18 protein-coding genes and 1 tRNA gene are annotated in these 26,863 nt (G+C 62.8%); 5 read left to right on the forward strand and 14 right to left on the reverse strand.

The window, feature by feature from the left end:
• Positions 1-34: 34 nt before the first annotated feature.
• The 4 genes from EP380_RS19705 to EP380_RS19720 all read right to left on the reverse strand — a co-directional run bounded on the left by EP380_RS19705 (position 35) and on the right by EP380_RS19720 (position 5,944).
• On the reverse strand, positions 35-358 hold the full coding sequence (locus EP380_RS19705; RefSeq protein ID WP_127600241.1) for a hypothetical protein: 324 nt from the start codon (positions 356-358) through the stop codon (positions 35-37).
• Entirely contained in the window at positions 355-3,414 is a 3,060-nt protein-coding gene (locus tag EP380_RS19710; RefSeq protein ID WP_127600243.1) for a BPTD_3080 family restriction endonuclease, read from the reverse strand. The genes EP380_RS19705 and EP380_RS19710 overlap by 4 nt, the downstream gene beginning before the upstream one ends.
• 516 nt (positions 3,415-3,930) lie before the next feature.
• Positions 3,931-4,545, reverse strand: coding sequence for a hypothetical protein (locus EP380_RS19715; RefSeq protein WP_127600245.1), 615 nt, complete (start codon positions 4,543-4,545; stop codon positions 3,931-3,933).
• Between the two features lie 682 nt (positions 4,546-5,227).
• Entirely contained in the window at positions 5,228-5,944 is a 717-nt protein-coding gene (locus EP380_RS19720; RefSeq protein ID WP_127600247.1) for an endonuclease/exonuclease/phosphatase family protein, read from the reverse strand.
• A gap of 201 nt (positions 5,945-6,145) precedes the next feature.
• Here EP380_RS19720 and EP380_RS19725 point away from each other — a divergent pair, with 201 nt between their 5' ends.
• A complete protein-coding gene (locus EP380_RS19725; protein WP_127600249.1) occupies positions 6,146-11,695 on the forward strand; it encodes a DUF4011 domain-containing protein in 5,550 nt (1,849 codons plus the stop codon).
• A gap of 211 nt (positions 11,696-11,906) precedes the next feature.
• Here the strand turns inward: EP380_RS19725 and EP380_RS19730 are convergent, their stop codons facing one another.
• From EP380_RS19730 to cpdR, 4 genes are all read right to left on the reverse strand, one after another.
• Entirely contained in the window at positions 11,907-12,221 is a 315-nt protein-coding gene (locus EP380_RS19730) for a hypothetical protein (protein ID WP_127600251.1), read from the reverse strand.
• 162 nt (positions 12,222-12,383) lie between these two features.
• Positions 12,384-12,791 carry an XRE family transcriptional regulator gene (locus tag EP380_RS19735; RefSeq protein WP_127600253.1) on the reverse strand — a complete coding sequence of 136 codons (408 nt, stop codon included), beginning with the start codon at positions 12,789-12,791 and terminating at the stop codon, positions 12,384-12,386.
• A 245-nt stretch (positions 12,792-13,036) separates the two neighbouring features.
• A tRNA-Val gene (locus EP380_RS19740) sits at positions 13,037-13,111 on the reverse strand.
• Positions 13,112-13,186: 75 nt separating this feature from the next.
• On the reverse strand, positions 13,187-13,549 hold the full coding sequence (gene cpdR / locus EP380_RS19745) for a cell cycle two-component system response regulator CpdR (RefSeq protein WP_106570922.1): 363 nt from the start codon (positions 13,547-13,549) through the stop codon (positions 13,187-13,189).
• Between the two features lie 191 nt (positions 13,550-13,740).
• Between cpdR and EP380_RS19750 the strand changes: the two genes are divergently transcribed.
• Positions 13,741-14,682, forward strand: coding sequence for an N-formylglutamate amidohydrolase (locus EP380_RS19750; protein WP_127600255.1), 942 nt, complete (start codon positions 13,741-13,743; stop codon positions 14,680-14,682).
• A 219-nt stretch (positions 14,683-14,901) separates the two neighbouring features.
• Positions 14,902-15,672, forward strand: a complete 771-nt coding sequence (gene hisN, locus EP380_RS19755; RefSeq protein WP_238719942.1) for a histidinol-phosphatase — start codon at positions 14,902-14,904, stop codon at positions 15,670-15,672.
• 27 nt (positions 15,673-15,699) lie between these two features.
• Here the strand turns inward: hisN and EP380_RS19760 are convergent, their stop codons facing one another.
• Complete coding sequence (locus tag EP380_RS19760; protein ID WP_238719943.1) at positions 15,700-16,695, reverse strand: alpha/beta fold hydrolase; 996 nt, start codon at positions 16,693-16,695, stop codon at positions 15,700-15,702.
• Positions 16,696-17,105: 410 nt separating this feature from the next.
• On the opposite strand from EP380_RS19760, the gene EP380_RS19765 reads away from it, so the two are divergent.
• Entirely contained in the window at positions 17,106-17,576 is a 471-nt protein-coding gene (locus EP380_RS19765; RefSeq protein ID WP_106570920.1) for an Hsp20 family protein, read from the forward strand.
• Positions 17,577-17,651: 75 nt separating this feature from the next.
• Here EP380_RS19765 and EP380_RS19770 read toward each other — a convergent pair whose 3' ends face one another.
• The 5 genes from EP380_RS19770 to EP380_RS19790 all read right to left on the reverse strand — a co-directional run bounded on the left by EP380_RS19770 (position 17,652) and on the right by EP380_RS19790 (position 21,599).
• Complete coding sequence (locus EP380_RS19770; protein ID WP_238719944.1) at positions 17,652-18,251, reverse strand: DoxX family protein; 600 nt, start codon at positions 18,249-18,251, stop codon at positions 17,652-17,654.
• 32 nt (positions 18,252-18,283) lie between these two features.
• Positions 18,284-19,072, reverse strand: coding sequence for an HvfC/BufC N-terminal domain-containing protein (locus EP380_RS19775; RefSeq protein ID WP_127600257.1), 789 nt, complete (start codon positions 19,070-19,072; stop codon positions 18,284-18,286).
• The gene (gene bufB / locus EP380_RS19780) at positions 19,056-19,964 is read right to left on the reverse strand and encodes an MNIO family bufferin maturase (RefSeq protein WP_127600259.1); all 909 of its coding nucleotides are present in this window, start codon (positions 19,962-19,964) and stop codon (positions 19,056-19,058) included. Before bufB ends, EP380_RS19775 begins: the two co-directional genes overlap by 17 nt.
• Before the next feature lie 123 nt (positions 19,965-20,087).
• The gene (locus tag EP380_RS19785; protein ID WP_106570918.1) at positions 20,088-20,390 is read right to left on the reverse strand and encodes a BufA1 family periplasmic bufferin-type metallophore; all 303 of its coding nucleotides are present in this window, start codon (positions 20,388-20,390) and stop codon (positions 20,088-20,090) included.
• A 159-nt stretch (positions 20,391-20,549) separates the two neighbouring features.
• Positions 20,550-21,599: a threonine aldolase family protein gene (locus EP380_RS19790; protein WP_127600261.1), complete on the reverse strand. Its 1,050-nt coding sequence runs from the start codon at positions 21,597-21,599 to the stop codon at positions 20,550-20,552.
• 447 nt (positions 21,600-22,046) lie between these two features.
• On the opposite strand from EP380_RS19790, the gene gltB reads away from it, so the two are divergent.
• Complete coding sequence (gene gltB, locus EP380_RS19795) at positions 22,047-26,837, forward strand: glutamate synthase large subunit (protein WP_476739145.1); 4,791 nt, start codon at positions 22,047-22,049, stop codon at positions 26,835-26,837.
• Positions 26,838-26,863 lie beyond the last annotated feature (26 nt).

The raw sequence follows: 26,863 nt of genomic DNA on the forward strand, positions 1-26,863 counted from the left end.
TATCAGGCCACGCCGGGTCAGTTCTCAGTGGCAATCAACACCTGGGGGCGACCCAGATCACCGTGTGCGCTTCCAGACCGGCGAGATAAGTCATGATCTGGCCGAGATGTGTGTGGTCGGTCTGCTCGAGCTGGTTTTCAATCAGCACCACGGTGCCGTCGCTCGGGTTGCGCGCCAGGATGTCCGCTGCAAACGCCTCGACGGCGATCTCGGTGCCGGTGATCTCAAGCGGGATGCCGACCACTTCGGCAAGCTGATCGATGTTGGCTGCCAGCCAAGGCGTGAAGGACAAGGCCTCGTGCCGCCAAGCCTCGCGCGGCAGCAGATCGGTCAGGCGGCCGAAGGTGACGTCACTCATGCCGGCTCCGCCACGTTGAGCATGGCGTCGATCGCGGCGTCGAGATCAGGTCGGAAGTCGTAGACGCTGCGCAGTTCGGCGAAACCCCAGCGGCCGAAGCTGCCGAGGCGATTGACCGCTGGAAGCCACTTGTTCTGCATCGCCTGAGCCTTGAGCATGGCGTCGTGGCCGCGGTAGCCCTTGACCTCGAGGACGAGCGTGACCGGCGGCCCGCCATCGTCGGCCCTGAGCCGCACCAGGAAATCGGGCAGATAGCGGTGCACCTCGCCCTCGCGGCTGTAAGGCACCTCGAAATGCAGATTGTGGTTCTTGGCGTAGGCCAGGACACGTGGATGCTCGTCCAGCATCTGGGCCAGCTTGATCTCCCAATCCTGGTCGGTGACGATCCAGTTGACATGGCTGCGGTCGGGTCGCGGCCAGTGCCGGCTGGGGCTTGAGGTGTAGAAGCTGACCGAGGCGGTCGATCCCTCCGGCGAAAACGGGTCGAGCGTGGCGCGCACGACAGGCTCGACATCGGGCTGGTCGAGCAGCGCGCCCATCAGGAGGTCGCAGACCTCGTCGGCGAGCTGGCGGTAGCGCAATTGCGCCGGCTTGGTGTCGCCCTGGCAGACCAGGCGATCGGAACGCAGCCATTGCAGGACGATGCGCTTGGCATGCGGGAAAAGGTGGGTCTTGGGCGCGCCATTGGGATCGCGCAGCTTTTCCGAGATCCAGTAGTTGGCCACATCGAAGGCGATCGAGGATAGACGCTTGTCTTCGAGATGGGCCAGGCCGAGCTCGTGACGCTCGCCGATGATGCCGGACATCTTCACGACCGTGGCGCCGACCTTTTCGGGGGTGAGCACGTAGGGCTCCAGCCGCGTCAGATCGACGTCGATGCGCTCCTTCGGGAAATCGGTGCGGTATCCCTCGACGCGCGGGAAGACGATCTCGAGGTGATCGCGGTCGGGGCTGATCGCCTGCACATGCACGACCTCGCGCGGCGGCTGCGGCGGCGCCGGCCGCGGCTGGTCGGCGAAGTTGAGTCCGTCGATGCCCATGATGTCGGCATATTCGATCCGGTAGAGGCCGGTGTCGGGATCGACGTCGTAGGACATGCGGCGTAGCGCCCGGCCGATCACCTGCTCGCAGATCAGCCGCGAGCCGAAGGCGCGCAGCCCCATGATGTGGGTGACATTGTTGGTGTCCCAGCCCTCGGTCAGCATGGAGACGGAGACGACGCTGCGGATCTGCTCGCCGAGCCGGCCCTTGCGGCCGACGGTATTCATGACCTCGCGTAGAATCTCGGCGTCGGTGATCTCGCCGGCGCTGTTGTCACGCCGGTTGCGCTCGCGGCGGAACGCCTCGATCTCTGCGGCATGCGCATCACGGAAGGCCTTGTCGATCTCGCTGCCGCTTTCAAGCGCGGCCGAATCGATCAGGATGGTGCGCGGCCGGTCGAGCCGCTGGTCGTGGTCGTCATAGTTGCGGAAGAGCTCGAGCTCACCCTGGCGGACCCGCTCCTGTTCGTGCTCGTCGGTGTAGGCGTAGCCGGCGATATAGTCGCGAACCATTTCGGAATTGGTGGTGTTGTTGCACACCACGATGAACACCGGCGGAACGCCGATGCCGTCCTTCTCCCACAGCCGGAACGTCTTTTCGTAATGGCCATAGAGGGCATCGAGAGCGACCTTGAGCTCGATCGGCAGCTTGTGCGGGTCCGGCTTGCCTTCGCTCTTCTTGCGCTTGTCGGGCATGCGTGTGCGGATCGCCGGCCACAGATTGCGATACATCACCTTCTCGCCGTCGGCGCGGTTGTCGGCGATGGGCACGCGGGGCAGCTTGACGATGCCGCATTCGATGGCGTCCATTAGGGAGAAGTCGCTCATGACCCAGGGAAAGAGCGTGCCTTCCGGCCAGTTGGAGCCGGAGATGAAAAACGGCGTTGCCGAAAGGTCGTAGACGGCGCGCACGCCCTGATGCCGGTTGAGTGTCTCGATGCCGGACATCCACAGATGCGCCGCCTCGCGGTTTTCCTCGGCCTGCTTGCGTTCCTCGCCGGTGAGCTTTTCTTCCTGCTGGATTGGTCGGGCCCGGTAGCAGTGATGCGCCTCGTCGTTGATGACAACCAGGCTGCGCAGCCCCATCAGGTTGCCCATCACACGCTGGATCATCTGGCCCTCGGTCTCCAGCGTCTGCAGCGCGTCGCCGTGACCTTCGAGAGCCTGCCTTGTCCCTCTGGCGGCGTCGAAGGTCTCGCGCAGCTTGAAAGCGTGATAATTGGTGATGACGATCTTCGCCCGGTGCAAATCCGGCATCAGGTCGTGCGGGACCAGGTTCAGCCGGTCGTAGTAGTTCTCCGCATCGTTGGGCATCAGGACGCGCAGGCGGTCGCGGATAGTGATGCCCGGCGTGACGATCAGGAAGCCCCGGGAGAATCGCCGGCTGTTGGCGGACCTGACGGCATTGAGCGCCTGCCAGGCAATCAGCATGGCCATGACGGTCGTCTTGCCTGCTCCGGTGGCGAGCTTCAGCGCGACGCGTATGAGGTCGGGCGATGCTACGGAAGCGTCGGCGCCGTCCGGCTGGTTGGCGAAATTGTTGGCGATCGCCAACCATTCTAGAAAGCGGCGGCCGCGCCGCCCCATCTCGGGCGCGACCTCGGCCAGCCAGATCGCCGCCTCGACGGCCTCGAGCTGGCAGAAGAACGGCCGGATTGTCTGGCGTTCATCGCGCTGGATGGCGCGCCAGTGCAGGAGGAGGCGCTGGGTAACCGGACTAACTTTCCATTGGGTCGGGTTCGGCAGGTCGCGCCACGTCTGAAGCTCCTGGCGCAGATCGTTGATGATCGGAGAAGGATTGAACTCGGTCGCTTCCGACGACAGTTGGTCGTCGAACACCAAATTTGCCTGCGATCTCTCTGACTGTGACGACTGACCCGGCAAGGCCGTCCACAACGCTGACGAGCGTCTGGTGTCGACGATCCGGTCGGTCGGATGTCCGTCGTCATCAAGCTCCCAGTGGCGGCCGGGATGCCTGTAGGGCGAGTTGATGATCGGCGTGTCGAAAAAGCTCATTGTCGCCCTTCTTCCTTGCCGCAGAAGGAAGCAGGAAATCGCTGATACAGCAACCGTATCGTGTAGTGCCAGCGCTAATGCGCGCACTGGCTGGCCGGAGTGGTAGTGAAACATGGGCGGTCAGATGCCGGGCCGCGGTGTAATCGTTCATGCGGTCTTGGGTGTCGGGAATTCCGCGCCTGATGGCAACTATTCACTGACATCACGTCCCGGGGCGCTTTCGGCATCTTGTTGGGCGGTTTCGCCGCGTCTGCCCGTCTTGGTGAGGATGAACTGGAATGCAGCGGTGCGAGCCGAGCGGGGCACACAGTGATCCCTCGTGAATAATGAAAGCCTTGCGCGACACGGATCTGCCGAATAGTTGGGCGACGAAGACCGAGGATCGTGCCGTTCGTCGACTAGTATCGCGTGTGGCAAGAAGGAAGACGTCTGCCGAGCAGGCGAGGTGCGGCCGGACGTGCAGGGCGAGACAGCGCGAGTATACGCACGACTACCGCGAAAAAGCCGAACTTGCTTTCAGCGCCAACGCGGGGTCAACCTTCTGTGTCGTTCTTTGCTGAAACGGTTGTCGATCAGTCTGTCACTCATCATCCGCGTGTGTTGGCTGAACGAGCCGGGAACAAGGCGATTTACGTGTGGTTGTCTGAAATACGGGAGCGGGGCGGCCGGTAAATGGATATGCCGAACGTCGGTGGCTTCGAGGAACATCGCGAAGCTGATCGAACCGGAGTTGCGCCTCTTTGCCCGATCGACCTCGTCCAGGCGACGGATGTGCGTCCAGTAACTCTTGGCGATTCGATTCATCTCGCGCGACATTGACAGCACGGATTTCACCCCTAACGCCTGCCGCGTCCGGGACGCGGTCTTCGTGCAGTAGCGGCCCCAACCAGCCGCGTTCCAGAGCTCACGAATATCGGCTTGCTTCTCTGGCAGCCATGCATCCCATTTGCCGCCTGCGCATCTCAGCGCACTGATGAGTTCGCGCCGCTCTCCTTCAGGCACGTAGATAACGCCGTGGAGATGCAGTCGACCAGATTCGGTTAGTTCGAACACGAAAGCAAAAGGGATCTTGCGCGCGCCGAATCGGGCTTTCAAGGCACGGGCGATCCGTTGCTGCAAATACGACTTCACGTCATCGCCCTGGCATCTAGCCTCCCGTTCGATGTTACGCCCGAGATTCAAGGAGAAAGCTTCGTAGCCAGCATCAGGCGCAGCTCTCGTGCAAACTTCCATCTTGAGATACTCGCTCGCATATCGCCAGGCTGGGAGGGCCCGTGTGTCGCGTGCCGCGGCTTTCCCCCGCTTGGAAAGGATACCTAGATCAGTCTCAACGTGGTGGGAGCGGAGTGTATAGGGTGCGTTTACTAAAGGGGCGCTGACGCTGGGGTCTGAAGGTGGGGCTATGACATTGAGTCGACTGGACGCACGCCTGTCTCTTTCTCTTGATTTGCGAGGTCTGCGTGACCTGCGACGTCGTTCCGGACCGCGGGATGTTGTTTCGACGGGCTTTGTTGGCGATGCACGACAATCGGAAAATTGATCAGCTTCGCGGGCGCATTTTTGCTCTTGTGCCGCGCGTGACTCCTCCTCAAGTTGCTTGAGGATTGCATACTGCTCGTCAGTCAGATCGGCGTAATCGTCGTTGGACGGCGGACTGCTGGTAGGGTATAATTTTGACACAACGAACCAAATTTGACCGGCCGTGCGATCATCTCCGCGGCCGGTCTCCTTCTTAAGGACGGGTGCAGAAAATATAAGTCAATGATGACTGATTATCAATGGCCAACAAAAAAGATGTTGGGAAACATGACGCTCAGATGGAGACATCAACCAGCAGCGGCACGTGATCGCTTAGCCCGGCCTCTACGTATGGGCGATGATCGCCGAGGGCAGCCCAATTGATTGCGATGTCCCGAGAGACGAACGCGTAGTCGATGTGGAAACGGGACTGCGGTTGATCCTGCCATCGCCAGAAAAATGTCGGCTTGGATTCGGCGCCCATCTGTTCCTCCTTGAAAGAATGCCAGGCGCTACGAAACCGGAGTTCATCAAGTCGCTCGATTACGCGCGCAAATCGGCGCCCGGACGCTCGACGCCCGTCTAGAGCGGCAGACTGATTGAAATCGCCGGCCACTATTGCAGGTTCAGCCCGGAGGAAGCTGCCCAGCTGTTCGAGGGCGCTGAGCGTTGGGCCCACATAGTCAGTGGTCTTCTTCACGCACGCGCCCACAACGCGCAGTGTCAGGCCTCCCCGCGAGAGCCTGACCGGCAAGAACAGCCGCTCGGCGACCTGGACCTCTGCATGTTCAAGGCGCCACCCATTCAGCGCCACAACGGCCAGGCCGCGGCGACCGTTTCCTATCCAGAAGCCGCCGCTCGCATCTGGCAGCGCGTCGGCAGCATCTTGCTCTGCCTCCGAGATGACGACTACATCCGGCCTCATTTCCTCGATGATCGCAGATTTGCGGGCAAAATTGCCGGCACAGTTCCATGCGATGAGTCGGATCTGAGTTTTGATTGACGGCGTCATTGGTTGCGAGTTTCGTTAGGGTCGCGTGAAGGGAAGAGAGGCATAGGCGAAGAGGTCTCGCATGTCTTGGCTCCAATTGAAATTGGCTCTTAGCCTTAGCAGTCACCCGAGGATTCTTGCTGGCGCTATCCTGAAACGTTAGTCTCGCCATGGAGTGGTGCTTGTCCAGGACAGGAACCCTAGGTGGTGGCCAAGAGAGCTATGGAGCAGCTCGAGCGGGAATTGGTGCTGGAGATGAATGGGGGAAGTCTCGTCATGGCGACGCCTGAGGATGCCGTCGACAAAGCCGGCGAAATCTCGCAGCTGGTCAACGAGAAGATCGAAGATCTCCGGTTGCGCCTGCTCGATCTGACGGCGCGTAACCCGTTGATCCGCGTGCGCTTGTCCCACGCGAGTAACTCCTATGTTCGCGTGGTCGACGAACTGCCTGATGTGCTCTTCTTCCGTCTATCCGAAAGCCGGGCAATGCAGTTCGCGCCTTTGCCGCCCTTGGAAGAAGATCCGCCGGACGAACAGACGCGAGACTTCCTGGACGCGGTCTCGCTGGCGCGAGCGACCGACGAAACTTATCGGGCTTCACTGGACAAGCTCGACCCGAACGGCACCGACTACCTCGACAAATCCCGCAAGCTCGAACGCGCCCTGAAGGATCGAGTGCGGGAACTGGCCGGCCTGCCGCCGCGTCCAACAAGTAAGGATATTGCCAGTCTTGCAACCCATGCGCGGGCACACGGCATCACGCCGGCATTTGATCTTCCCGATCCTGACGAGGAACGTGAGGACGGCCGGCACACAGACGATGAAATCCAGACACTGCAGCTGCCACGTGACCTTGAACGACGGCTGAATTCGATCATCTCCAAAGGCAATACGTGGCAGCAGGAGACAGGCGTCAATGTCGTCCAGGCGGCGTTCGGTTTCCTTGAGTGGTCGGACCCCAATGGCCGAGACAACAACCTGTCGCCTCTCATCGTCCTTCCCGTGGTCCTTAAGTCGCAGAAGACGCCTGGTGGGGCCAAATTCAGCGTCGTTGGTGCCGGCGAGAATGCGGAGTCCAATGGCGTCCTGGCAGAACGTTTGAAGCGTGACTTCGGACTGAAGCTCCCCGACTACGACGGCGGCTCGACAGAGGAATATTTCGAGCTGATCGACAAGCTCAAGCCGAACATCCCAACGTGGAAGGTGCGGCGGCAGGTCGTGTTCGGCATTTTCCCGTCGGCCAGGATCGCGATGTATCATGACCTCGATACAACCGCCGCGGATTTCGCAAACAATGACATCGTCCGAGCCATCATGGCGGGGACCCAGACATCAGGCTTGTCCCCCTATGCCAAGGACCATGATGTCGATGCTGCCGATAATGAGGGACGGTCGCCTCTCATGGTTATGGACGCGGATTCATCGCAGGTCAGCACCATCCTCGATGTAGCGTCTGGAAAAAACATCGCGGTGGAGGGACCGCCTGGGACGGGCAAGTCGCAGACCATCGTCAACGTGATTGCTGCTGCGCTTGCCGAGGGTAAGAAGGTCCTTTTCGTGGCCGAGAAGCTGGCAGCACTCGATGTCGTCCGGTCTCGCCTGGAGACGGTCGGGCTTGGCGAATTCATCCTGCCGCTTCAGGCAAGCCGCTCAAGCCGAAAGGAGGTTGTCGCCTCGCTCCGCGACCGACTGACGATGGGGAGCGCTCAGCGGCCACGAGATTTCGATACCAAGCATCGGCGACTACGAGACACGCGCTCCAAGCTCGGCGAGTATGTTGAGATATTGTCGTCGATATTTGCCGGAACAGGCCGCACGGTATTCGAGATACTAGGCAAGGCGATCGCAACCGGCCCCGCAGTTGCGGACCTGTCGAGAGAAATTCGGGATCTTTCACTGGTCCCGCATGGTGAATATGACGATGCCACCCTACAGGGAATCCTTGACCGAGCGCGTGCGTTCGACGCCGCCCTCGCAGCCGCGTCGACAACGCCAGACTTCTGGCGGGGAACGCACCTCGTATCCCTTACGCCGATCGAAGCCGACGAAATTCTGGAGACAACGATAGGGGCAGCCTCACGGGCTGCGCGGGCAGGTCAGTGCAGGAAGAGATGCCAGGAGTTCGGTATCGTTCTCCCGGAATCCCTTGCCCGGCAGAAAGATCACGCGGTAGCGATCAAGGATTTCCTGACGACCGTCGATGTGGATCAGCTTGTAGAGTGGGCGCACCTTGTTGCTGCCGACGACATCGAGCCGATGCGGCGGATCACGGCTTCCGCCGAAAATACGGCTGAGCTGACGGTGCGTCTTTCTGCACAGCTTGTGGATTTGCGCACTAGAGATGCCGTCGAGCGTGCCCTCGAAATCTGTCAGCTGCATGGGTTGGGGAGCCCGGATCCTGCCGCTCTGGCCAGCAAGACGGAAAAGCTTGCGCGCACGCTGCAGGCGGTTTCGAGTGTCAGGCGTCGCATTGCCGATTTTCAGGAGCATTGCGCAGGATCGGCCGGCTGGACGTTGCGGATGTTCCACGTCGCGCGGAAACTCGTGATCGACGCAGGGCGTGATGTTTTGCACCTGAGAACCGCTGAACTCGCATCGCCCGCAGCCCTTCCGGCATTGAAGGCCCTTGTCGCGCGCGGCAAGGAACTTGCCGACGACAAGGAGAAGCTGTCGGCGATGTTCTTTCTAGAAGGGACGGTGTCGAGAGAGACTGTCCGGGGAGCGCTTGCAGCGATCAAGGGCATGGGTGCCCTATCGTTTTTGTCGACGGATGCCAGGTCTGCCAAGAAGTTCTACATGGAAAATTCGCGGAACAATCGGTTTGATAAGGAACAGTCGATACGCGAATTGACATCGCTAGCTGACTTCGTCGACCGCGAGTCTGACTTCAAGAACGATAGCCGGTGCAAAGACTTGTTTGGGCTCAACTTTAGTGGCCTGAGCACCGACTTCGTTCAATATGAGAAGCTCGTAGGCTTCCTTGAGAATGTGGACGCCTCCTTCCCGGGGCCGGAGCATCAGCAGATCCGAGCGTTCATCAAGACAGCAGATACGGAACTGCTTCTCTCGCTCCCGGACGTCGGCAGTCTCGACCAGGACATAACGCCATCAGAGCTCGATCAGATGATGGATCGCGAGCGGGCCAAAGTCGACCAGTCGGGCAAGATTCTTGAGGAGTTGAGGTCCGCAGCCGCCGCATTCTGCAACCCCGCTTCGATGGCGGTGCGCGACATGGAGAGACTGCTCGCCGACCTTGGCGCCCTTAATGAGCACCGAGAGGCGATTTCGGCAGACTGTCAGATCCTCGGGATCCAGTCCGGCAATGGCGTGGGTAGCTCGACGTTTTCGACTCTCGAGCAGTGGATTGCGCTCAAGGAGGTCGTGGGTGGCGATCGCCAACTCGCCGAAGCTCTCGGTGCTGCTGCGTCGTCTGGGAACTTGCCCCGCATTGGACAAGCTCTTGGCGATCTCGTCGAGGAATTGAAGGCGCTGGAACGTGCCGTCGCCGATGTCACGCAAAAAACCGGGGTCGACCTTGAGGGTCTGATGGGAAAGCCAGTCGGCCTGGAAAGCTGGCTGTCCGGTGCGTCCGTGGATCGGACCGGTCTCTTGGCGCATTCCGACGTGAGAAGAGCGAGGACTGCTGTTGAAAGAGACGGCTTTGGGTGGATTGCGGAGCGGCAGCTAAGCCGTGAACTCGATCGGTCGACCGCCGAAATAGTGGAGGCGGTGGTAGCGCGCTTTCAGGCGAGCCGAGTGTATGACCAGCATGGCGAAGCATTGAGCGGCTACACAGGAGAGAAGCTCTCGGAACTCCGCCGCCGTCTGGCGGAACTGGACAGACAGCTTATCGCGCTTTCGCGCAACAAGTTGCGTGCCGAACTCTATGACGTCGCAGATCCACCGCCCGGCAACGGTGTCGGTCGCAAGGCGGACTACACCGATATGGCCTTGATCTGGTCCGAGATTGAGAAGAAGAAGCGGTTCATATCTGTGCGTGATCTGGTTCGTCGAGCGGCTGACGCGGTGCTCGAATTGAAGCCATGCTGGATGATGTCGCCGCAAGCCGTTGCCCAATTCGTTCCTAAGGGCAAGGTGCAATTTGACCTGTGCATCATTGACGAGGCGTCGCAGATGCCTCCCGAAGACGCCATCGGAGCTTTGTTTCGCAGCAGCCAGACGATGATCGTCGGTGATACCAACCAGCTGCCGCCGACAAGTTTCTTCCAAAAGATGCTCGACGACGAAGTTGACGACGACGAAAAGGAGACAGTTTTGCAGGAATCTGTGCTCGAAATGGCGAAGAGCACATATCGTCCTGCGCGGCGACTGCGTTGGCACTACCGATCCCGGCACTCGGGCCTCATCAAATTTTCCAACCGGCTTATCTATGACGACGACCTAATCGTCTTCCCATCACCAGATGAGATCCGGCCCGACATGGGCGTTTCCCTGCAACAGGTCGGTGGAAGTTACAAATCTGGCCTGAATGCCGACGAGGCGCAGGCGGTCATGGAAGCCGTGGTGCGCTTCATGCGCGAGCATCCCGACCGTTCACTCGGGGTCGTGGCCGTCAACAAGCAACAGGCCGATCACCTAAGGGAGCTGTTCGACAACGACTTCCTGCCGGAGCATGCCCACGTCCGCCGCTATGTCGAGCAGTGGGAAGAGAAACGCGACGGACTCGAGAGTTTCTTTATCAAGAACCTCGAAAACGTTCAGGGCGATGAACGCGATGTCATTTTCATCTCCACCGTATACGGCCCTGGAAAGCCGGGCGATGCCGTGGCGCAGCGATTTGGTCCCATCAACGGGATTGCCGGACAACGCCGGCTTAACGTTCTTTTCTCGCGGGCCAAATTGCGCATTGTCACGTTCTCATCCATGTCCTCGGCGGATATCCGTGCCGAAGAGAACGGGAACAAGGGTGCCTGGATGTTGAAGCGTTGGCTCGAATACAGCGCGACAGGCATCCTCGAAAGCGGTGACATCACCGACCGCGAACCGGATTCTGATTTCGAAAGGCATGTCATTGAACAGATAAGGTCAATGGGATGTGAGCCCGTCGCGCAGGTCGGTGTAGCAGGCTATTTCATCGATATTGGCGTCAAGCACCCGAATTGGCCGCATGGCTACCTGCTGGGCGTTGAATGCGATGGAGCGGCCTACCATTCGTCACGTTCTGCTCGCGATCGTGATCGGTTGCGGCAGGAAGTGCTGGAGCAGCTTGGCTGGAAGCTCGTTCGCATATGGTCCACGGATTGGTTTGCGGATCCTCGCCGCGAAGCAGCAGTCTTGCGACAGTCGATAACGAACCGCCTCGAGCAGTTGAAATCCTCAACGAAGACGATCGAGTTGGCGGGCAAGCCCGACATCGGGAGCCTGAACCGCGAGGAACCTGCGGGCAAGGCGGAAATTGAATTTGAACTGACGCCACGGCCCGAGCCCGCCCGCACCAACAGAGCAATTCAGCAGCACTTCGACCTATCGCCAACGAAGCCGGTTGCCGAACAGCCTCTCGTTGGACGATCCGACCGAATAGAGATCGGCGATACGGTGCGCTTGCGCTACCTTACGCATGGACAGGACGTTATTCAGGTAACGATATCGAAGCACGGCAACGATCCCGAAAAGGGGCTTGTTGGGCATGCCATGCCGTTGGCTGAGGCCGTTCTCGATGCCCAGGAGGGGGACGAGATAGAGGTGCTCAACGGCAGCTATCTTCGCTCTGCCGTCATTGAGAAAGTAATCAAGGCGAAGGCGACGGCGTAGAGCGACGTTCCGTGCTCCGGCTTATGGGCGGATAGGTGCGCGCCCCGCTCTGGGCGCCAGAATGCATCCGGACCGATGCTGAGCGGTTTTCCTAGGACTTCGATCGGCAAGGATTCCACTATCGGTGGCTCCCGCTGACACTGATGAGCTTGGTTCCTTGCCCCCGGGGGTCAATCTCGGCAGATCGTAGATATCGCCCCCGTCCGAGCGCCTACGGCGACAACCGCCTCCTGATCTCGCCCAACCTCGCTTCCGGAGGCCACGCGGTGATCAGACGCTTCCCATCGGACAGCACGTAGATGCGTTCGTGCAGGCTGCGCACGTTGACGAAATAGATGAAGCGCTTGGGTGACCTGGATTCTACTAGGAGTGCGTGGCCGGATCGAATGTCTTTCTGGATCCGTGAGAAATCACCGGGTCCAAGAACGAGCCTGTAGTGTTGATAGAGGCGCTGATGAAAGTGCCAATGGTGCTTCGGAATGAAAGCGCGGTTCCAGCGGGAATCAAATGATGTCTGATAGGGCATGATGTGTTCAGTCTCACGAGCGGCACGCAGCGACGCGCCCTGTTACTCAGGATGCGTGGCACTACGCACGTTCTGCGGCTTTGCGAGTTGGAGGGAGTCGGACGACCCGATGAAGTCGGCACGGGGAGACGCCAATCGGCGTCCTCGTTCTGCTCGGCTGGCTTACTTGCCGAAGATGCCGCGGATCGCCTTCTGGGCTTTCGTGGTCAGCGTCGGGTCGCTGTGATCTGACGCCGAACGGATTTCTTCCAGCCAAGCCACCTCGTTGGCCGTGACGGGCGTGCCGAAGATTTCCTTGTGCAAGCGGGCCAGCGCCGAGTCCTGTTGCTCGACAGCCAGCATGAAGAGACGCGTCGGATCGCATTCGAGCGCCTTGGCCATGGCCGGCACCCGATCGAGTGGCAGCTTGATCGCCCCGCTTTTGATCATGGCCAGCGTGTTGAGCGCGTTGAAGCCGGCTTCCGCGGCGATCTCGAGCTGTGTTTTGCGCGGACGCAGCTCGAGAATGCGCTTGTCGAGAAACTTCACAAGCCTGGTATGGGCAAATGGCTTACCGATCGTCTTCTTCATGAACTCACCTTATCACCTGACCGCGCATCGTTGCGCAATTCATCAATGTCTATAGCGATCAGCTATTGGGGCGAGCGCGGGGACATGGCGAAGTGCAATGTGTCCTCGGCAATGTTCTGATTGGCCGCATACTTGCGTTGGGCCGAAACGAGTCAGCAGGCTAGAAGCAGGTCCAAGCTCGACCGCGTCAGGTTCGTTGAACCTGACGGCCGCTACGCAATCTCGTGCTAAGTGCTTGGGGCTGATGGTGGGCGTGACAGGGATTGAACCTGTGACCCCTACGATGTCAACGTAGTGCTCTCCCGCTGAGCTACACGCCCATCAGCGCCGCGCATAGACCACACAAATCATGCCGGCGTCAATGCCGAAAATCCACCGTCCGGCGGCGGCCCCTGTCAGGCCGCTTTCAGCATCTTTTCGACCTCGCTGACGAGCTCGCGCAGATGGAACGGCTTCGACAAAACCTTGGCGTCCTTGGGGGCTTTCGAATCGGGATTGAGCGCGACCGCGGCGAAGCCGGTGATGAACATCACCTTCAGGTCGGGATCGATCTCGGTGGCGCGGCGCGCGAGTTCGATGCCGTCCATCTCCGGCATGACGATATCGGTCAGCAAAAGCGAGAACGGCTCCTCGCGCAGCCGTTCATAGGCGCTGGCGCCATTGTCGAAATCGATGACGTCGTAACCGGCCCGTTCCAGCGCCTTGACCAGAAAGCGGCGCATGTCGTTGTCGTCTTCGGCAAGTAGGATTCTCGTCATGGATTCCCGTCCGCATTCCAGAACAGAGTCGGCCGCCGTGCCGCCCGTTAACCAAATCAGATATATGCGTAGGGTAAGGTAAACATCAAGTGAACCGTGGTCGCGTCCGGCCGCCCGCGCGCTATTTCGCCTTGCCGCCGGGGTCGCAGGGCATCCGGCATGCGATTGGTTCTGGACAGGCCGGAGATCGGATGGCACTTTCGCGGCATGACCAGAGCCTGCCCGCGGTGGATCCGTCCTTGATAAGCGTCGCCGACGATTTCGCCGGCGCCGCGCCCTTCCAGACGCGGCGTCCCTCTCACCAGAGCGTCCCCTTCATCTTCAATTCGCCGCATAGCGGGCGCAGCTATCCCGAACGGTTCCTGGCGCTGTCCAGGCTCGACCGTCAGGCGATCCGCCGCTCGGAGGATTGTTATGTCGATGAGCTGTTCGCCGCCGCGGTCAGCTTCGGCGCGCCGCTGCTTTGCGCCAATTTCCCGCGCGCTTATCTCGACGTCAACCGCGAACCGTGGGAACTCGACCCGCGGATGTTTTCGGAGACGCTGCCGGCCTATGCCAATATCCGCTCGCCGCGCGTGGCGGGCGGGCTCGGCACGGTGCCCAGGATCGTCGGCGAGGGCCAGGAGATCTATGCCGGCAAATTGCCCTTTGGCGAGGCGCGGCAGCGGGTCGAGACGTTCTACAAACCCTACCATGCCTGTCTTGGGCGGCTGCTCAGCGAGACGCAGGCCGCCTTCGGGCTCGCCGTGCTGATCGACTGCCACTCCATGCCGGCCAGCATCCGGGTCGGCGAGGCCGGGCTGCGGCCCGACTTCATCATCGGCGATCGCTTCAACACCTCCGCTTCCGCGGCACTCAGCGAGGCGGCGATCGGCATCCTGGTTTCGCTCGGCTACACCGTCGCCCACAACAAGCCTTACGCGGGCGGTTTCATCACCGAACATTACGGCCGGCCGGCGCGAGGGCTGCATGCCTTGCAGATCGAGGTCAATCGCGGGCTTTACATGAACGAGCGCAGCTATCGCAAATCGAGCGGTTTTCTGCCGCTGGCCGACGATATGGTCCGGTTCGTGGAGCGTTTGATCGCGGCGGCCGGCTTCGGCAGGCCGCCAATGCCCCTGGCGGCGGAATAAGGCCGGATAGACACAAAAAAAGACCGCATCGCGAAGACGACACGGTCCAAGTCTAGGGAGGAAACGCCCAAAGGGCATGAACGGACGAACCGTTCATCAAAATCGTATTGTGCAATGCACAAAAGTCAAGTGTCGACGGTGGAAAACCCGAATTTCACCGTTTGGCAGACCGAGAATGCCATTTATATGTGGCAAATCTGCAACAAAATGAGGTTCCACATGGCAACGGCGGAGTTATTGCGCCGAATCGCGGCTGCGGCCGCCGAGCAAACGCTGCCGCGGTTTCGCGGCGCGGGCGCGGTCGCCAACAAGCAGGCGGCCGGCTTCGATCCGGTCACGGAAGCCGACCGCGAGGCCGAGCGTGCGATCCGCGATATCATCCGGGCGGAATTTCCCGATGACGGCATTGTCGGCGAGGAACACGGGGTGGAGAACCCCGACGCGCGCCGTGTGTGGGTGATCGACCCGATCGACGGCACGCGCGCCTTCATTTCCGGCGTTCCGCTGTGGGGAACGCTGGTCGGCCTGCTGGAGGACGGCAAGGCAGTGGCCGGGTTGATGTCGCAGCCCTTCATCGGCGAGCTTTATTACGCGACCGGGCAGGGGGCGTTCTACGAGGGCCCGGGTGGCGCGCGGCCGCTGGCCACGCGTGCGACGACGTCGCTTGCTGAGGCAAGCCTGTTCACGACCACGCCGGCGCTGTTTCAGGGCGCGCTGCGCGCCCGCTACGACCGCCTGGAGGCCGCCGTGCGGCTGCCGCGCTACGGCACGGATTGCTATGCCTTCGCGATGGTGGCGGCCGGCCATGCCGACATCGCGGTGGAGGCCGGGCTGCAATCCTACGATATTGCCGGCCTGGTGGCGCTGATCGAACGGGCGGGCGGGGTGGTGAGCACCTGGCAGGGCGAACGGCCGGAAGCCGGTGGCGACATCGTCGCGGCGGCGACGCCGGCGCTGCATCGCGCGGTGCTCGATCTCGTCGGCGATTGACCCGGCGGGACCGGCCGCGCGCGGCCGTCAGCTGAGCGCGGCGTCGGTGCCGGGCACGAAGGCGGAAAAGGCGGCCAGGAACTGTTCGCGATAAATGTCGGCTTCCTGCAGCAATTCGTGGCGCGCGCCGTCGATCGTCAACAGCGAGGCCGCCCGCAGCCCGGTCGCGTAGTGCTCGATGGCGCGGGTCGAAACCACCCTGTCCGCACCGGCGGCGACGAACAGCGTCGGCACCTGGATACGGGCGGCGAAGGCGGGGTCCGTCACCTTTTCGATGGCGCGGCAGGCCGCGCGCACCCAGCCGGCGGTCGGCCCGCCGAGCGCCAGATGCGGGAAATGCTGGTAAAGCGCGATGTTGCGCTGGTAGCGGGCGAAATCCGTGGTCAGCTTGTTGGTGGCGAACGGTGGCGGGACCGCGGGTCGACGGCCCCAGCCCAGATAGATCGTGCCCAGACCGAGCGCGTAAAGCAGCGAGCTGATCCGGCGCAGGCCGGTCACCGAGGCGTTTTGACCCTCGAAGGCGAGGAGCGGCGCCGACAGCACCATGCGCCGGACCCGGTTGGTCAGGGTCGGTGCGGCGAGCAGCGCCACCAGCGCGCCGGTCGAATGGGCGAGAATGTAGAACGGGCCGCGACAGTCGGGCAGCGCGATGTCGGTGAAGAACTGGTCTAGATCGGCCGCGTAGTCGTCGAAACTATCGACATGGCCGCGCTGCGGATCGCGCGTGAGGCGTTCGGAACCGCCCTGGCCGCGCCAGTCCATGACCGCGGAGCCGAGCCCGAGCTTGGCCAGATCGCCGATGGTCTCGAAATATTTTTCGATACATTCGTTGCGGCCCGACAGAATGATCACCGTGCCCTTCAGGGGACGGGCCTGCGCAGGAAAGAGCGCGTAGCGCAGTCTTTTGCCGTCCCGGCTGTCGAAATAGCCCGCGCGCGCCCGTTCCGGGACGGGGTTGTCCGGGATTTCGTGAAGCACGGCCGTGTCTTTGTCTTCGACCGGCATGTCGGCGCGCAGGTTCATGGTTCGGTGATACGGAGCGACTTGGGCAAAAGCAAAGAAAATCAGAAGTCGTCGCGGGCAAGGGACTGTCGAAAGGTCAAGGCCGGAGGCGCTGGCAGCGACCTCCGGCCTCTGTCGATCCGGGAGGAAGGGACGTTACACCCGGACCGAGCTGGTGCGAGGCGGCGTTGCGCCCCGATCTGTTGAGAAAACACTAGCGCGGCGAAGATGAACTCGGGCCGAAACCACGGTTCATGTCCGGTTCAGGAAGAAAACCGGGCGCCGGCGTCCCTCTTGAACAGCGTTTTGGCCCTTCCCAAATAAGGTCTGCGGCCGCCGCACGATCGGGGTCGCTGGCGTCACGGAAATGCCGGTTCGGATTTTCGGAAAACGCCAAACGCAAACCTTGTTGCTCAACAGGAGAACACACCATGCGTCACGTTGATTTTTCGCCGCTCTATCGCTCGACCGTCGGTTTCGACCGTCTCTTCACGATGCTCGATTCGCTGGCCCAGCCCGACAACGGCCAGACCTATCCCCCCTACAATATCGAGCGCACCGGTGAGGACGCCTACCGGATCTCGATGGCGGTAGCCGGTTTCGCCGACACCGACATTGCGATCGAGGCGCACCGCAACGTCCTGACCGTCAAGGGCGAAAAGACCGAGAGCGATGGCGAGCAGGATGCCGAACTGCTTTATCGCGGCATCGCCTCGCGCGCCTTCGAGCGCCGCTTCCAGCTTGCCGACCATGTCGAGGTGACCGGCGCCGAACTCAAGAACGGCCTGCTGCATATCGACCTGAAGCGCAATATTCCCGAGGAGATGAAACCGCGCAAGATCGCGATCTCCGCGGCCAATGGCGCCGGCTCGAAGCAGATCGAGGCCGACGTCGCCCGATAAGGCGCGTCGTTCGACGCGTGTCGAAACGATCCGTGGCGGCGCCGCCTGCGCCGCCACTTTTTTGCATGGGCCTGGCTAACCCTCTCGGCGGCGCGTGAACAGGTGGTCCAGCGACAGCCTGCCCGCGCCGTGGACGACGATGATGGCGAGAACGAACACCCATAAAAGCCGCTGATCCCAGATGATCGCGTCGGGCATGCGGTCGAACATCGCGCCGACCGATCTGGCGTCGAGCCCGTGATGGGTGACGTCGACATAACTCTGCACGATGACGAAAAAAATCATGCCGAGGGCGGCAAGCCTGCTGAACAAGCCAACGACGATCAAAAGCGGCAGGACGAATTCCGTCCAGGTGCCGAGATAGACGATGACGTCATAAGGCCAGGCGAGCGCGGTTTCGTCATAGCCGCGGGCTTCCATCACCTTGGGCAGGATCGACACATAGGCTCCCGACGAGGGGCTGAGAAAGCCGAAAATCCCGTCGGAGAACTTTCCCCAGGACGAATTGAGGTAATAAAGCAAAAGCACGCTGGCGAAGACGACGCGGGCCGCAAGGCCCGTGAACCATCCGGCCAGTGCCGCTTGGAGGCCGGAAAAGAACGTGCCGTGCAGGCGCATCGCCGCGCCGAGCGGCCCGACCGGCTTGCTTGTACGCTCATCGCTGTCGTCATCCATGATGCCGTTCCATTTGCTGGCTCCGGGCGATGTCATGCGGCGGGAACAAAGATATCGGCGAACGCGCCAGCTTCCATCATGCCGGCAATATTGGCGCCGAGGTCGAAACGTGGCTCGGCCTCGCTCGCCTTTGCGGCCGCCTCGCCGAGCGGCTTTCCGGCACAAAGCAGCGTCAGGAACGCCGCGCCGCCGGGCGGCAGCCTGCGCACGAAAACCTCCAGCGCCGGCCGGGTGACGAGCGCGTCCTCGCCGTCGCGCTCCAGGATCTTGCCGACCGGACCGCTGGCCCGGTTGGCGGCAAAGATCGTCACGGCCGGATAGGCGGAGCGCACAATCCGCATGGCGGGGTGCGGTTCGAAGCGCAGTGCCGGCAGGGCATCGTGTGGAACGACCGCCAGCTTTTCGGGCGCCAGCGGGGCGCGGTCGGCGGCATGGTAGGCGTCGAGCCAGGCCCGTTCGATGCGGGCGACGTCGCCCAGCCAGGGAAGCGGGCGCGTATGGTCGAAACCGTCGATGAAGGCGGCGAAGCCGTGGCCGTAGTCGAACAGCAGCGGCGAGCGGGGCGGTTCGCGGCGCACGTAGAGGCGCGCCATGTCGCGAAAAAAAGCCTCGCCGACAATGCGCCTTACGGCGGGAAACGTGTCGGCCAGCGCCTCGATGAGGGAGACGGTGACGTTGTTGCGATAGACGTTGTAACGCACGTCGCCGGCCTTGGCGCCCGGTCCGGCGACGCCGGGCGGCGTCGGCCTATCGGGGTCGAGAAGCGGTGCCGCGAACGGGCCGGCGAAGGCCGCGCCGGCGGGGTTATTCGGCTGCGGCATGGTGGACGTCCCGCGCGCTGGCGGCGGCATGGCGATCGAGAACGGCCTGGGCGGCGTCGGCCTCGGCCTTGAGCACGGGCCAGTCGGGAATGTCGCCGTCCCATTCGACCAGCGTCGGGATCGTTCCGGCGCGTTCGACGACGATGTCATAGAGCTTCCAGACCGCGTCTGCGACGGGGCCGTCATGGCTGTCGATCAGCAGCGGCTCGCCCTCGTCGTCGCTCTGCTCGCGATGGCCGGCGAGATGGATCTCGCCGACATGCTCGAGCGGGAAGTCGGCCAGATAGTCGAGCGCCGAAAACCCGTGATTGGTTGCGGACACGAAAACGTTATTGATGTCGAGCAGCAGGCCGCAACCGGTGCGCTTGACGATTTCGCGGATGAACCCGGTCTCGTCGTAGTCGGAGGCCGCGAACGCCAGATAGGTCGAGGGATTTTCCAGCAGCAGCCGGCGCCCGATCGCGGCCTGCACCTGGTCGATGTGCGCGCACACATGGCGCAGCGTGTCGTCAGTATAGGGCAGCGGCAGGAGGTCGTTGTAGAAAATATCGTCGTGGGTCGACCAGGCGAGATGTTCCGACACGATCGCCGGCTCGTAGCGCTCGACCAGCGTTTTGAAGCGCGCGAGATGCGCCGCGTCGAGCGGTTGCGGCGCGCCGATCGACATGCACACGCCATGCAGCAGGACCGGATAGTCTTGCCTTACGCGGGCAAGGGCGGCGTGCGGCGGGCCGCCGGCCCCCATGTAGTTTTCCGCGTGCACCTCGAAAAAACCGACCTGGTCGCGCCCGGCAAGGATCGCGTCGAGATGGGTGTGTTTCAGGCTGGCGCCGGCGCGGCCGGACACGGGGCGCGCCGGAAAGCGACCGTTTGCGTTGTCGGCATGCGGCATGGCGGAGCCTTTCAAAACGGCGGGGATGCGAACACGATGGCGTTTCGGCGACGCGCCATCGTGTTCGAGACGCGGTTCCGCACGGGTTTTTGCGAACCGCCGGAACCTGTCACTGGCCGGTTCTTAGGACGGCAGGTCGCGCTCGAGCGGCTCAAGCGAGCCCATGCGGTCGCCCGGCAGTTCCATCGTCGCGCAGGTGCCGGCATCGACCAGCTTCCAGGAATTGCCCTGATAGTCGACGCTCGAGGTGCCCTTGCAGGTGGTGCCGGGGCCGGCGGCGCAATCGTTCTGGCCGGCCATGGCGACGCCGTAGCATTTTTCCTTCTCCTGGGCCTGGGCCGCGGTGGTGGTCATGGCACCGGCGGCAACGGCGCCCGCCACGGCGCTGGCTAGATAAGCGGCGCCGATCATGGTTTTGGTCGACATGGTGTTCTCCTCTCGGTTTCAAGAATTCCGGCCGGCTCAAGCCGGCAAGACACCATTTCAAATGCGCCGCTCACATGGAAATAAAGCCGGCGAGAGCGATCATCACGCCGCACTGACGAGAGTGTTACCGATCGGTAATGTCGAAATCGTCGTGCCGGTTCATGCGATCAGGCCCGCGAAACGGTCGACTTCTTCGGCGGTTGTGGCAAAACCGGTGACGAAGCGGCAAATCCGCTCGTCCGCGGCCATGCTGCCCTGGAACCCCTCGGGCGCGTTCCAGTCGTAAAAGGCGACGCCGGCGCCCGTCAGTTGCTCGGCGGTGGCACCGGCCATGATGACGAAGACCTCGTTGGCCTGCGGCTCCCAGGCGAGCCGGGCCGCGCCGGAGCGTTTGACGCTTGCGGCCAGGCGGGCGGCCATGGCGTTGGCGTGGCGGGCATTGTCCAGCCATAGATCATCATCGAAATAGGCCTGGAACTGGGCCGCCACGAACCGCGATTTCGACAGCAATTGCGCGGCGCGCTTGTGCAGGAAGGCAAATTCGCCGGCCTGTGCGGGATCGAACAGCACCACCGCTTCCGCGCACCAGCAGCCGTTCTTGGTGCCGCCGAAAGACAACAGGTCGACTCCGCGCTTCCAGGTCATCTCGGCCGGTGACAGGTCGAGCGACACCAGCGCGTTGGTGAAGCGCGCGCCGTCCATATGCACGGCCAGCCCGTGCCGCCTGGCGACCGCCGCGATGGCGTCGAGCTCGTCGGGCGTGTGGACGGTGCCGATCTCGCTCGCCTGGGTCACGGACACCGCGACCGGTCGCCCGGCATGCAGGAATTCCGGCGGGTAGCGCCGGATCGCGTCTTCCAGCGCCTGTGGGTCGATGCGGCCGAGCGGGCCGCCGACCCGGGCAAGGCGGGTGCCGCCGGTCAGATATTCGGTGGCGCCGGCCTCGTCCTCGACCAGATGCGCCTCGGCATGGCAGAAGGCGACGCCGCCGGGGCGGGAAACGCTGGCCAGCGACAGCGCGTTGGCCGCCGTTCCGGTGGAGACGAAGAAGACGGCCACGTCCCTGTCGAAAGTCTCGCAGAAGCGGCGGCGGACCTGGCGGTCGAGGTCGCTGTCGCCATAGGCGCGTGCGTGGCCGCCGGCGTGGTCGGCGAGCGCCTGGGCGATGGCCGGATGGGCGCCGGCCCAGTTGTCAGAAGCAAAGATCATCGCTGTGTCCGAAATGAGCTGAAGGAAGGCCGGACTGTGCCCGTTTTCGTCACCGGGCTTCAAGAGGCTTGACGAGGCTCGCGCGCCAGGCCGACGGCTGGCCGGCTCTGCGCGGCGGCGCGCCCGGTCGATGCGGCGCGATCAGACATGATCGACAGCTTCTTGAAACTAAATTTTCCCATAAGCTCTCCGGGGATAATTTTGTTGCGATTTCATGCGAAAAAGATCGCGATCCGGTCTTGTGTGCGGTATTCAATTCTGCCATTGTGGAATTAGGACAGTACTGCTGTCTTATTTATCCGGGAAATTCGGGCCGGGGCTGGCGTGGGACGCCGGCTCTGGCGTGTGCGCCGGACAACAGCGACCTGGGATGCTCGCGGTCTGTGAAGCCGAGCCCGACAGGTCACCCTCGTGGAGCGATGTGCACGAGGTGGACGTGCTGATAAAATGGGCGTCCGCGATATCAAGGCACCCCGCAATCAGGGGGTATATGGAGGAAGGACGATGACGGATTCGACGCCATCAGCGACGACGCAGCCCTGCCTGGCCGCCGGGCGCGATGCGCGTGCCGCCAAACGTGCCGTTTTGCCGATTCCCGGCGGGTTGCCGGACGCGCGCGGGCTTTACGATCCGCGCAACGAACACGATTCGTGCGGCGTCGGCTTCATCGCCGACATGAAGAACCGCAAGTCGCACCAGATCGTGCTCGACGGGCTCGCCATGCTCGAAAACCTGACCCATCGCGGCGCGGTCGGCGCCGATCCGCTGATGGGCGACGGCGCGGGCGTGCTGGTCCAGATTCCGGACCGGTTCTTCCGTGAGGAGATGGCCGAAAAGGGCATCGAGCTGCCGCCGCCGGGCCATTATGCGGTCGGCCACATCTTCATGCCGCGCGACCGCGACCTGCGCGCCCATATCGAGCAGGTGTTCGCTGAGGTGACGCAGGCCGAGGGCCAGCCGCTGATCGGCTTCCGCGACGTGCCGGTGGACAATTCCTCGCTGTCGAAGGCGCCGCATATCGCGGCCTCGGAGCCGGTGCATCTGCAGGTCTTCATCGGCCGCAATCCGGCGATCGAATCCGACGAGGACTACGAGCGGCGCCTCTATATCCTGCGCAAGGTGGTGTCGGCGCGCATTTTCGAGGAAACCGGCGGGCGCGACAACGGCTCCTACACCGTGTCGCTGTCCTCGCGCACGATCGTCTACAAGGGCATGTTCCTCGCCTACCAGGTCGGCGCCTACTACAAGGACCTGCTCGACCCGCGCTTCGAATCGGCGCTGATCCTGGTGCACCAGCGCTTTTCGACCAACACGTTCCCGTCGTGGAAGCTGGCCCATCCCTACCGGATGGTCGCTCATAATGGCGAGATCAACACGCTGCGCGGCAATGTCAACTGGATGGCGGCGCGCCAGGCCTCGGTCGATTCGGAGCTGTTCGGCAACGACATCTCCAAGCTGTGGCCGATCTCCTACGAGGGCCAATCCGACACGGCCTGTTTCGACAATGCGCTCGAATTCCTGTGGCAGGGCGGCTATTCGCTCGCCCACGCCATGATGATGCTGATCCCGGAAGCCTGGGCCGGCAACAAGCTGATGGGCGAGGACCGCAAGGCGTTCTACGAATACCACGCCGCGCTGATGGAGCCGTGGGACGGTCCGGCCGCGGTCGCCTTCACCGACGGGCGCCAGATCGGCGCCACGCTCGACCGCAACGGCCTGCGCCCGGCGCGCTATATCGTCACCGACGACGAGCGCGTGATCATGGCCTCGGAGGCCGGCGTGCTGCCGGTGGACGAGGCCAAGATCGTCAAGAAATGGCGTTTGCAGCCCGGCCGGATGCTGCTGATCGACCTGGAAAAGGGGCGTATCGTCTCCGATGAGGAGATCAAGTCGGAGATCGCCGGCAAGCATCCTTATCGCCAATGGCTCGATTCCACCCAGCTCATCCTGGAAGAGTTGAAGCCGGTGGAACCGCGCGAACTGCGCCGCGACGTGTCGCTGCTCGATCGCCAGCAGGCGTTCGGCTACACGCAGGAAGATCTCAAGCTGCTGATGGCGCCGATGGCCACCACCGGTCAGGAGGCGATCGGGTCGATGGGCACCGACACGCCGATCGCCGCCATGTCGGGCCGCACCAAACTGCTTTACGAATATTTCAAGCAGAATTTCGCGCAGGTCACCAATCCGCCGATCGACCCGATCCGCGAGGAACTGGTGATGAGCCTGGTCTCCTTCATCGGACCGCGCCCGAACATTTTCGATCTGGTCGGCTCGTCGCGCAAGAAGCGCCTTGAGGTGCGCCAGCCGATCCTGACCAATGCCGATCTCGAAAAAATCCGCTCCATCGGCCACACAGAGGATCGCTTCGACACAAAGACGATCGACATCACCTATTCCGCCACCGAGGGCGCGGAGGGCATGGAGGCGGCGGTCGAGCGCCTGTGCGAGCGCGCGGAGGCGGCCGTAGCCGGCGGCTACAACATCATCGTGCTTTCCGACCGCCAGATCGGCCCGGACAGGATCGACATTCCCACGCTGCTGGCAACTGCGGCGGTGCATCATCACCTGATCCGCAAGGGTCTGCGCACGGCCGTGGGGCTGGTGGTCGAATCGGGCGAGCCGCGCGAGGTGCATCATTTCTGCTGCCTGGCGGGCTACGGCGCCGAGGCGATCAACCCCTATCTCGCCTTCGACACGCTGGTGGAAATGCACCGACGCGGCGAGTTCCCGCCCGAGGTCGACGCGCAGGAAATCGTCACGCGCTACATCAAGTCGATCGGCAAGGGCATTTTGAAGGTCATGTCCAAGATGGGCATCTCGACCTACCAGTCCTATTGCGGCGCGCAGATCTTCGACGCGGTCGGGCTGAAGAACGCGTTCGTGGAGCGCTATTTCACCGGCACGGCGACCACGATCGAGGGTGTCGGGCTCGAGGAGGTGGCGGCCGAGACGGTCAAGCGCCACGTCGCCGCCTTCAGCGACGACCCGGTTCTGCGCAACGCGCTCGATGTCGGCGGCGAATATATGTACCGCATCCGCGGCGAGGAGCATGTGTGGACGCCGGACGCGGTGGCGAGCCTGCAGCATGCGGTGCGCAAGGGCTCGTTCGACACCTACAAGGACTTCGCCGAGCAGATCGACGCGGCTTCCGGGCGCTCCAAGACCATTCGCGGGCTGTTTCACATCCGCACTGCGGCGGAGATGGGACGCAAGCCCGTGCCGCTCGAAGAGGTCGAGCCGGTCGCCGAGATCGTGAAGCGGTTTTCGACCGGGGCGATGTCTTTCGGATCGATCAGCCGCGAGGCGCATACGACGCTGGCGCGGGCGATGAACGCGCTCGGCGGCAAGTCGAACACCGGCGAGGGCGGCGAGGAGCCGGACCGCTACATGCCGCTGCCCGACGGCGCCGCCAACCCCGAACGCTCGGCGATCAAGCAGGTCGCGTCCGGCCGCTTCGGCGTGACGACCGAATATCTGGTCAATGCCGACATGGTTCAGATCAAGGTCGCCCAGGGCGCCAAGCCCGGCGAGGGCGGACAATTGCCCGGCCACAAGGTCGACGCCACCATCGCCAAGGTGCGCCATTCGACGCCAGGCGTCGGGCTGATCTCGCCGCCGCCGCACCACGACATCTATTCGATCGAGGATTTGGCCCAGCTGATCTTCGATTTGAAAAACGTCAATCCGGCCGCCGATATCTCGGTCAAGCTGGTGTCGGAGGTCGGGGTCGGCACGGTGGCGGCCGGCGTGGCCAAGGCGCGCGCCGACCACATCACCATCGCCGGCTATGACGGCGGCACGGGCGCCTCGCCGCTGACCTCGCTGAAACATGCCGGCAGCCCATGGGAGATGGGGCTGGCCGAAACCCACCAGACGCTGGTGCTGAACGGATTGCGCTCGCGCATCGCGCTTCAGGTCGACGGCGGCCTGCGCACCGGGCGCGACGTGATCGTCGGCGCGCTTCTGGGGGCGGACGAGTTCGGCTTTTCGACCGCGCCGCTGATCGCGGCCGGCTGCATCATGATGCGCAAGTGCCATCTCAATACCTGCCCGGTCGGCGTGGCGACCCAGGACCCGGTGCTGCGCAAGCGCTTCAAGGGCACGCCGGAACATGTCATCAACTATTTCTTCTACGTGGCCGAGGAAGTGCGGACCCTGTTGGCGGCGATGGGCTACCGCGCGCTCAACGAGATCATCGGCGATACCGACCTGATCGAGAAGCGGCCGCTGATCGAGCACTGGAAGGCGCGCGGCCTCGATTTCAGCCGCGTCTTCCACAAGCCGGCGGCGCCGAAGGAGGCGACCTACTGGACCCAGCGCCAGCAGCATCCGATCGACGGCATCGTCGACCGCAAGCTGATCGCCGAGGCCGCGCCGGCGCTCGAGCGCAAGGAGAAGGTGTCGATCGAGATGCCGATCCGCAATGTCGACCGCTCGGCCGGCGCCATGCTGTCGGGCGAGGTCGCCAAGCGCCACGGCCACAAAGGGCTGAAGCACGACACGATTTCGGTGCGCTTCACCGGCACGGCCGGGCAGTCCTTCGGTGCGTTCCTGGCCCGCGGCGTGGCGTTCGAACTCAACGGCGACGGCAACGATTATGTCGGCAAGGGCCTGTCGGGCGGCCGCATCGTCATCCGCCCGCCGGAGGGCGCGCGGATCGTGCCGGAAAACTCGATCATCGTCGGCAATACGGTGCTTTACGGCGCGATCGAGGGCGAATGCTATTTCCGCGGCGTCGCCGGCGAACGGTTCGCGGTGCGCAATTCGGGGGCTGCGGCGGTGGTCGAGGGTGTCGGCGACCATGGCTGCGAATACATGACCGGCGGCGTCGTCGTCGTCATCGGCCAGACGGGACGCAATTTCGCGGCCGGCATGTCGGGGGGCGTCGCCTATGTGCTCGACGAGGTTGGCGATTTCGCCGAACGCTGCAACATGGCCATGGTCGAGCTGGAGCCGGTGCCGGAAGAAGACGACATGCTGGAGAAACTGCACCACCATGGCGGCGATCTCGCCCACAAGGGCCGTGTCGACGTCTCCGGCGACATGACCCGGCACGACGAGGAGCGGCTGGTGCAGCTGATTTCCAATCATATGCACTACACCGGCTCGACGCGGGCCAAGGAGATCCTCGACAATTGGGCCGACTACCGGCCGAAATTCCGCAAGGTGATGCCGGTCGAATATCGCCGCGCGCTCATCGAGATGGAGCGCATGCGCATGGGACTGGCGGCGGAGTAGGCAGGAACACGGACACCGTGCCGGCG

It is taken from the genome of Nitratireductor alexandrii, from assembly GCF_004000215.1.
In the GTDB taxonomy this organism is placed as follows: domain Bacteria; phylum Pseudomonadota; class Alphaproteobacteria; order Rhizobiales; family Rhizobiaceae; genus Mangrovimarina; species Mangrovimarina alexandrii.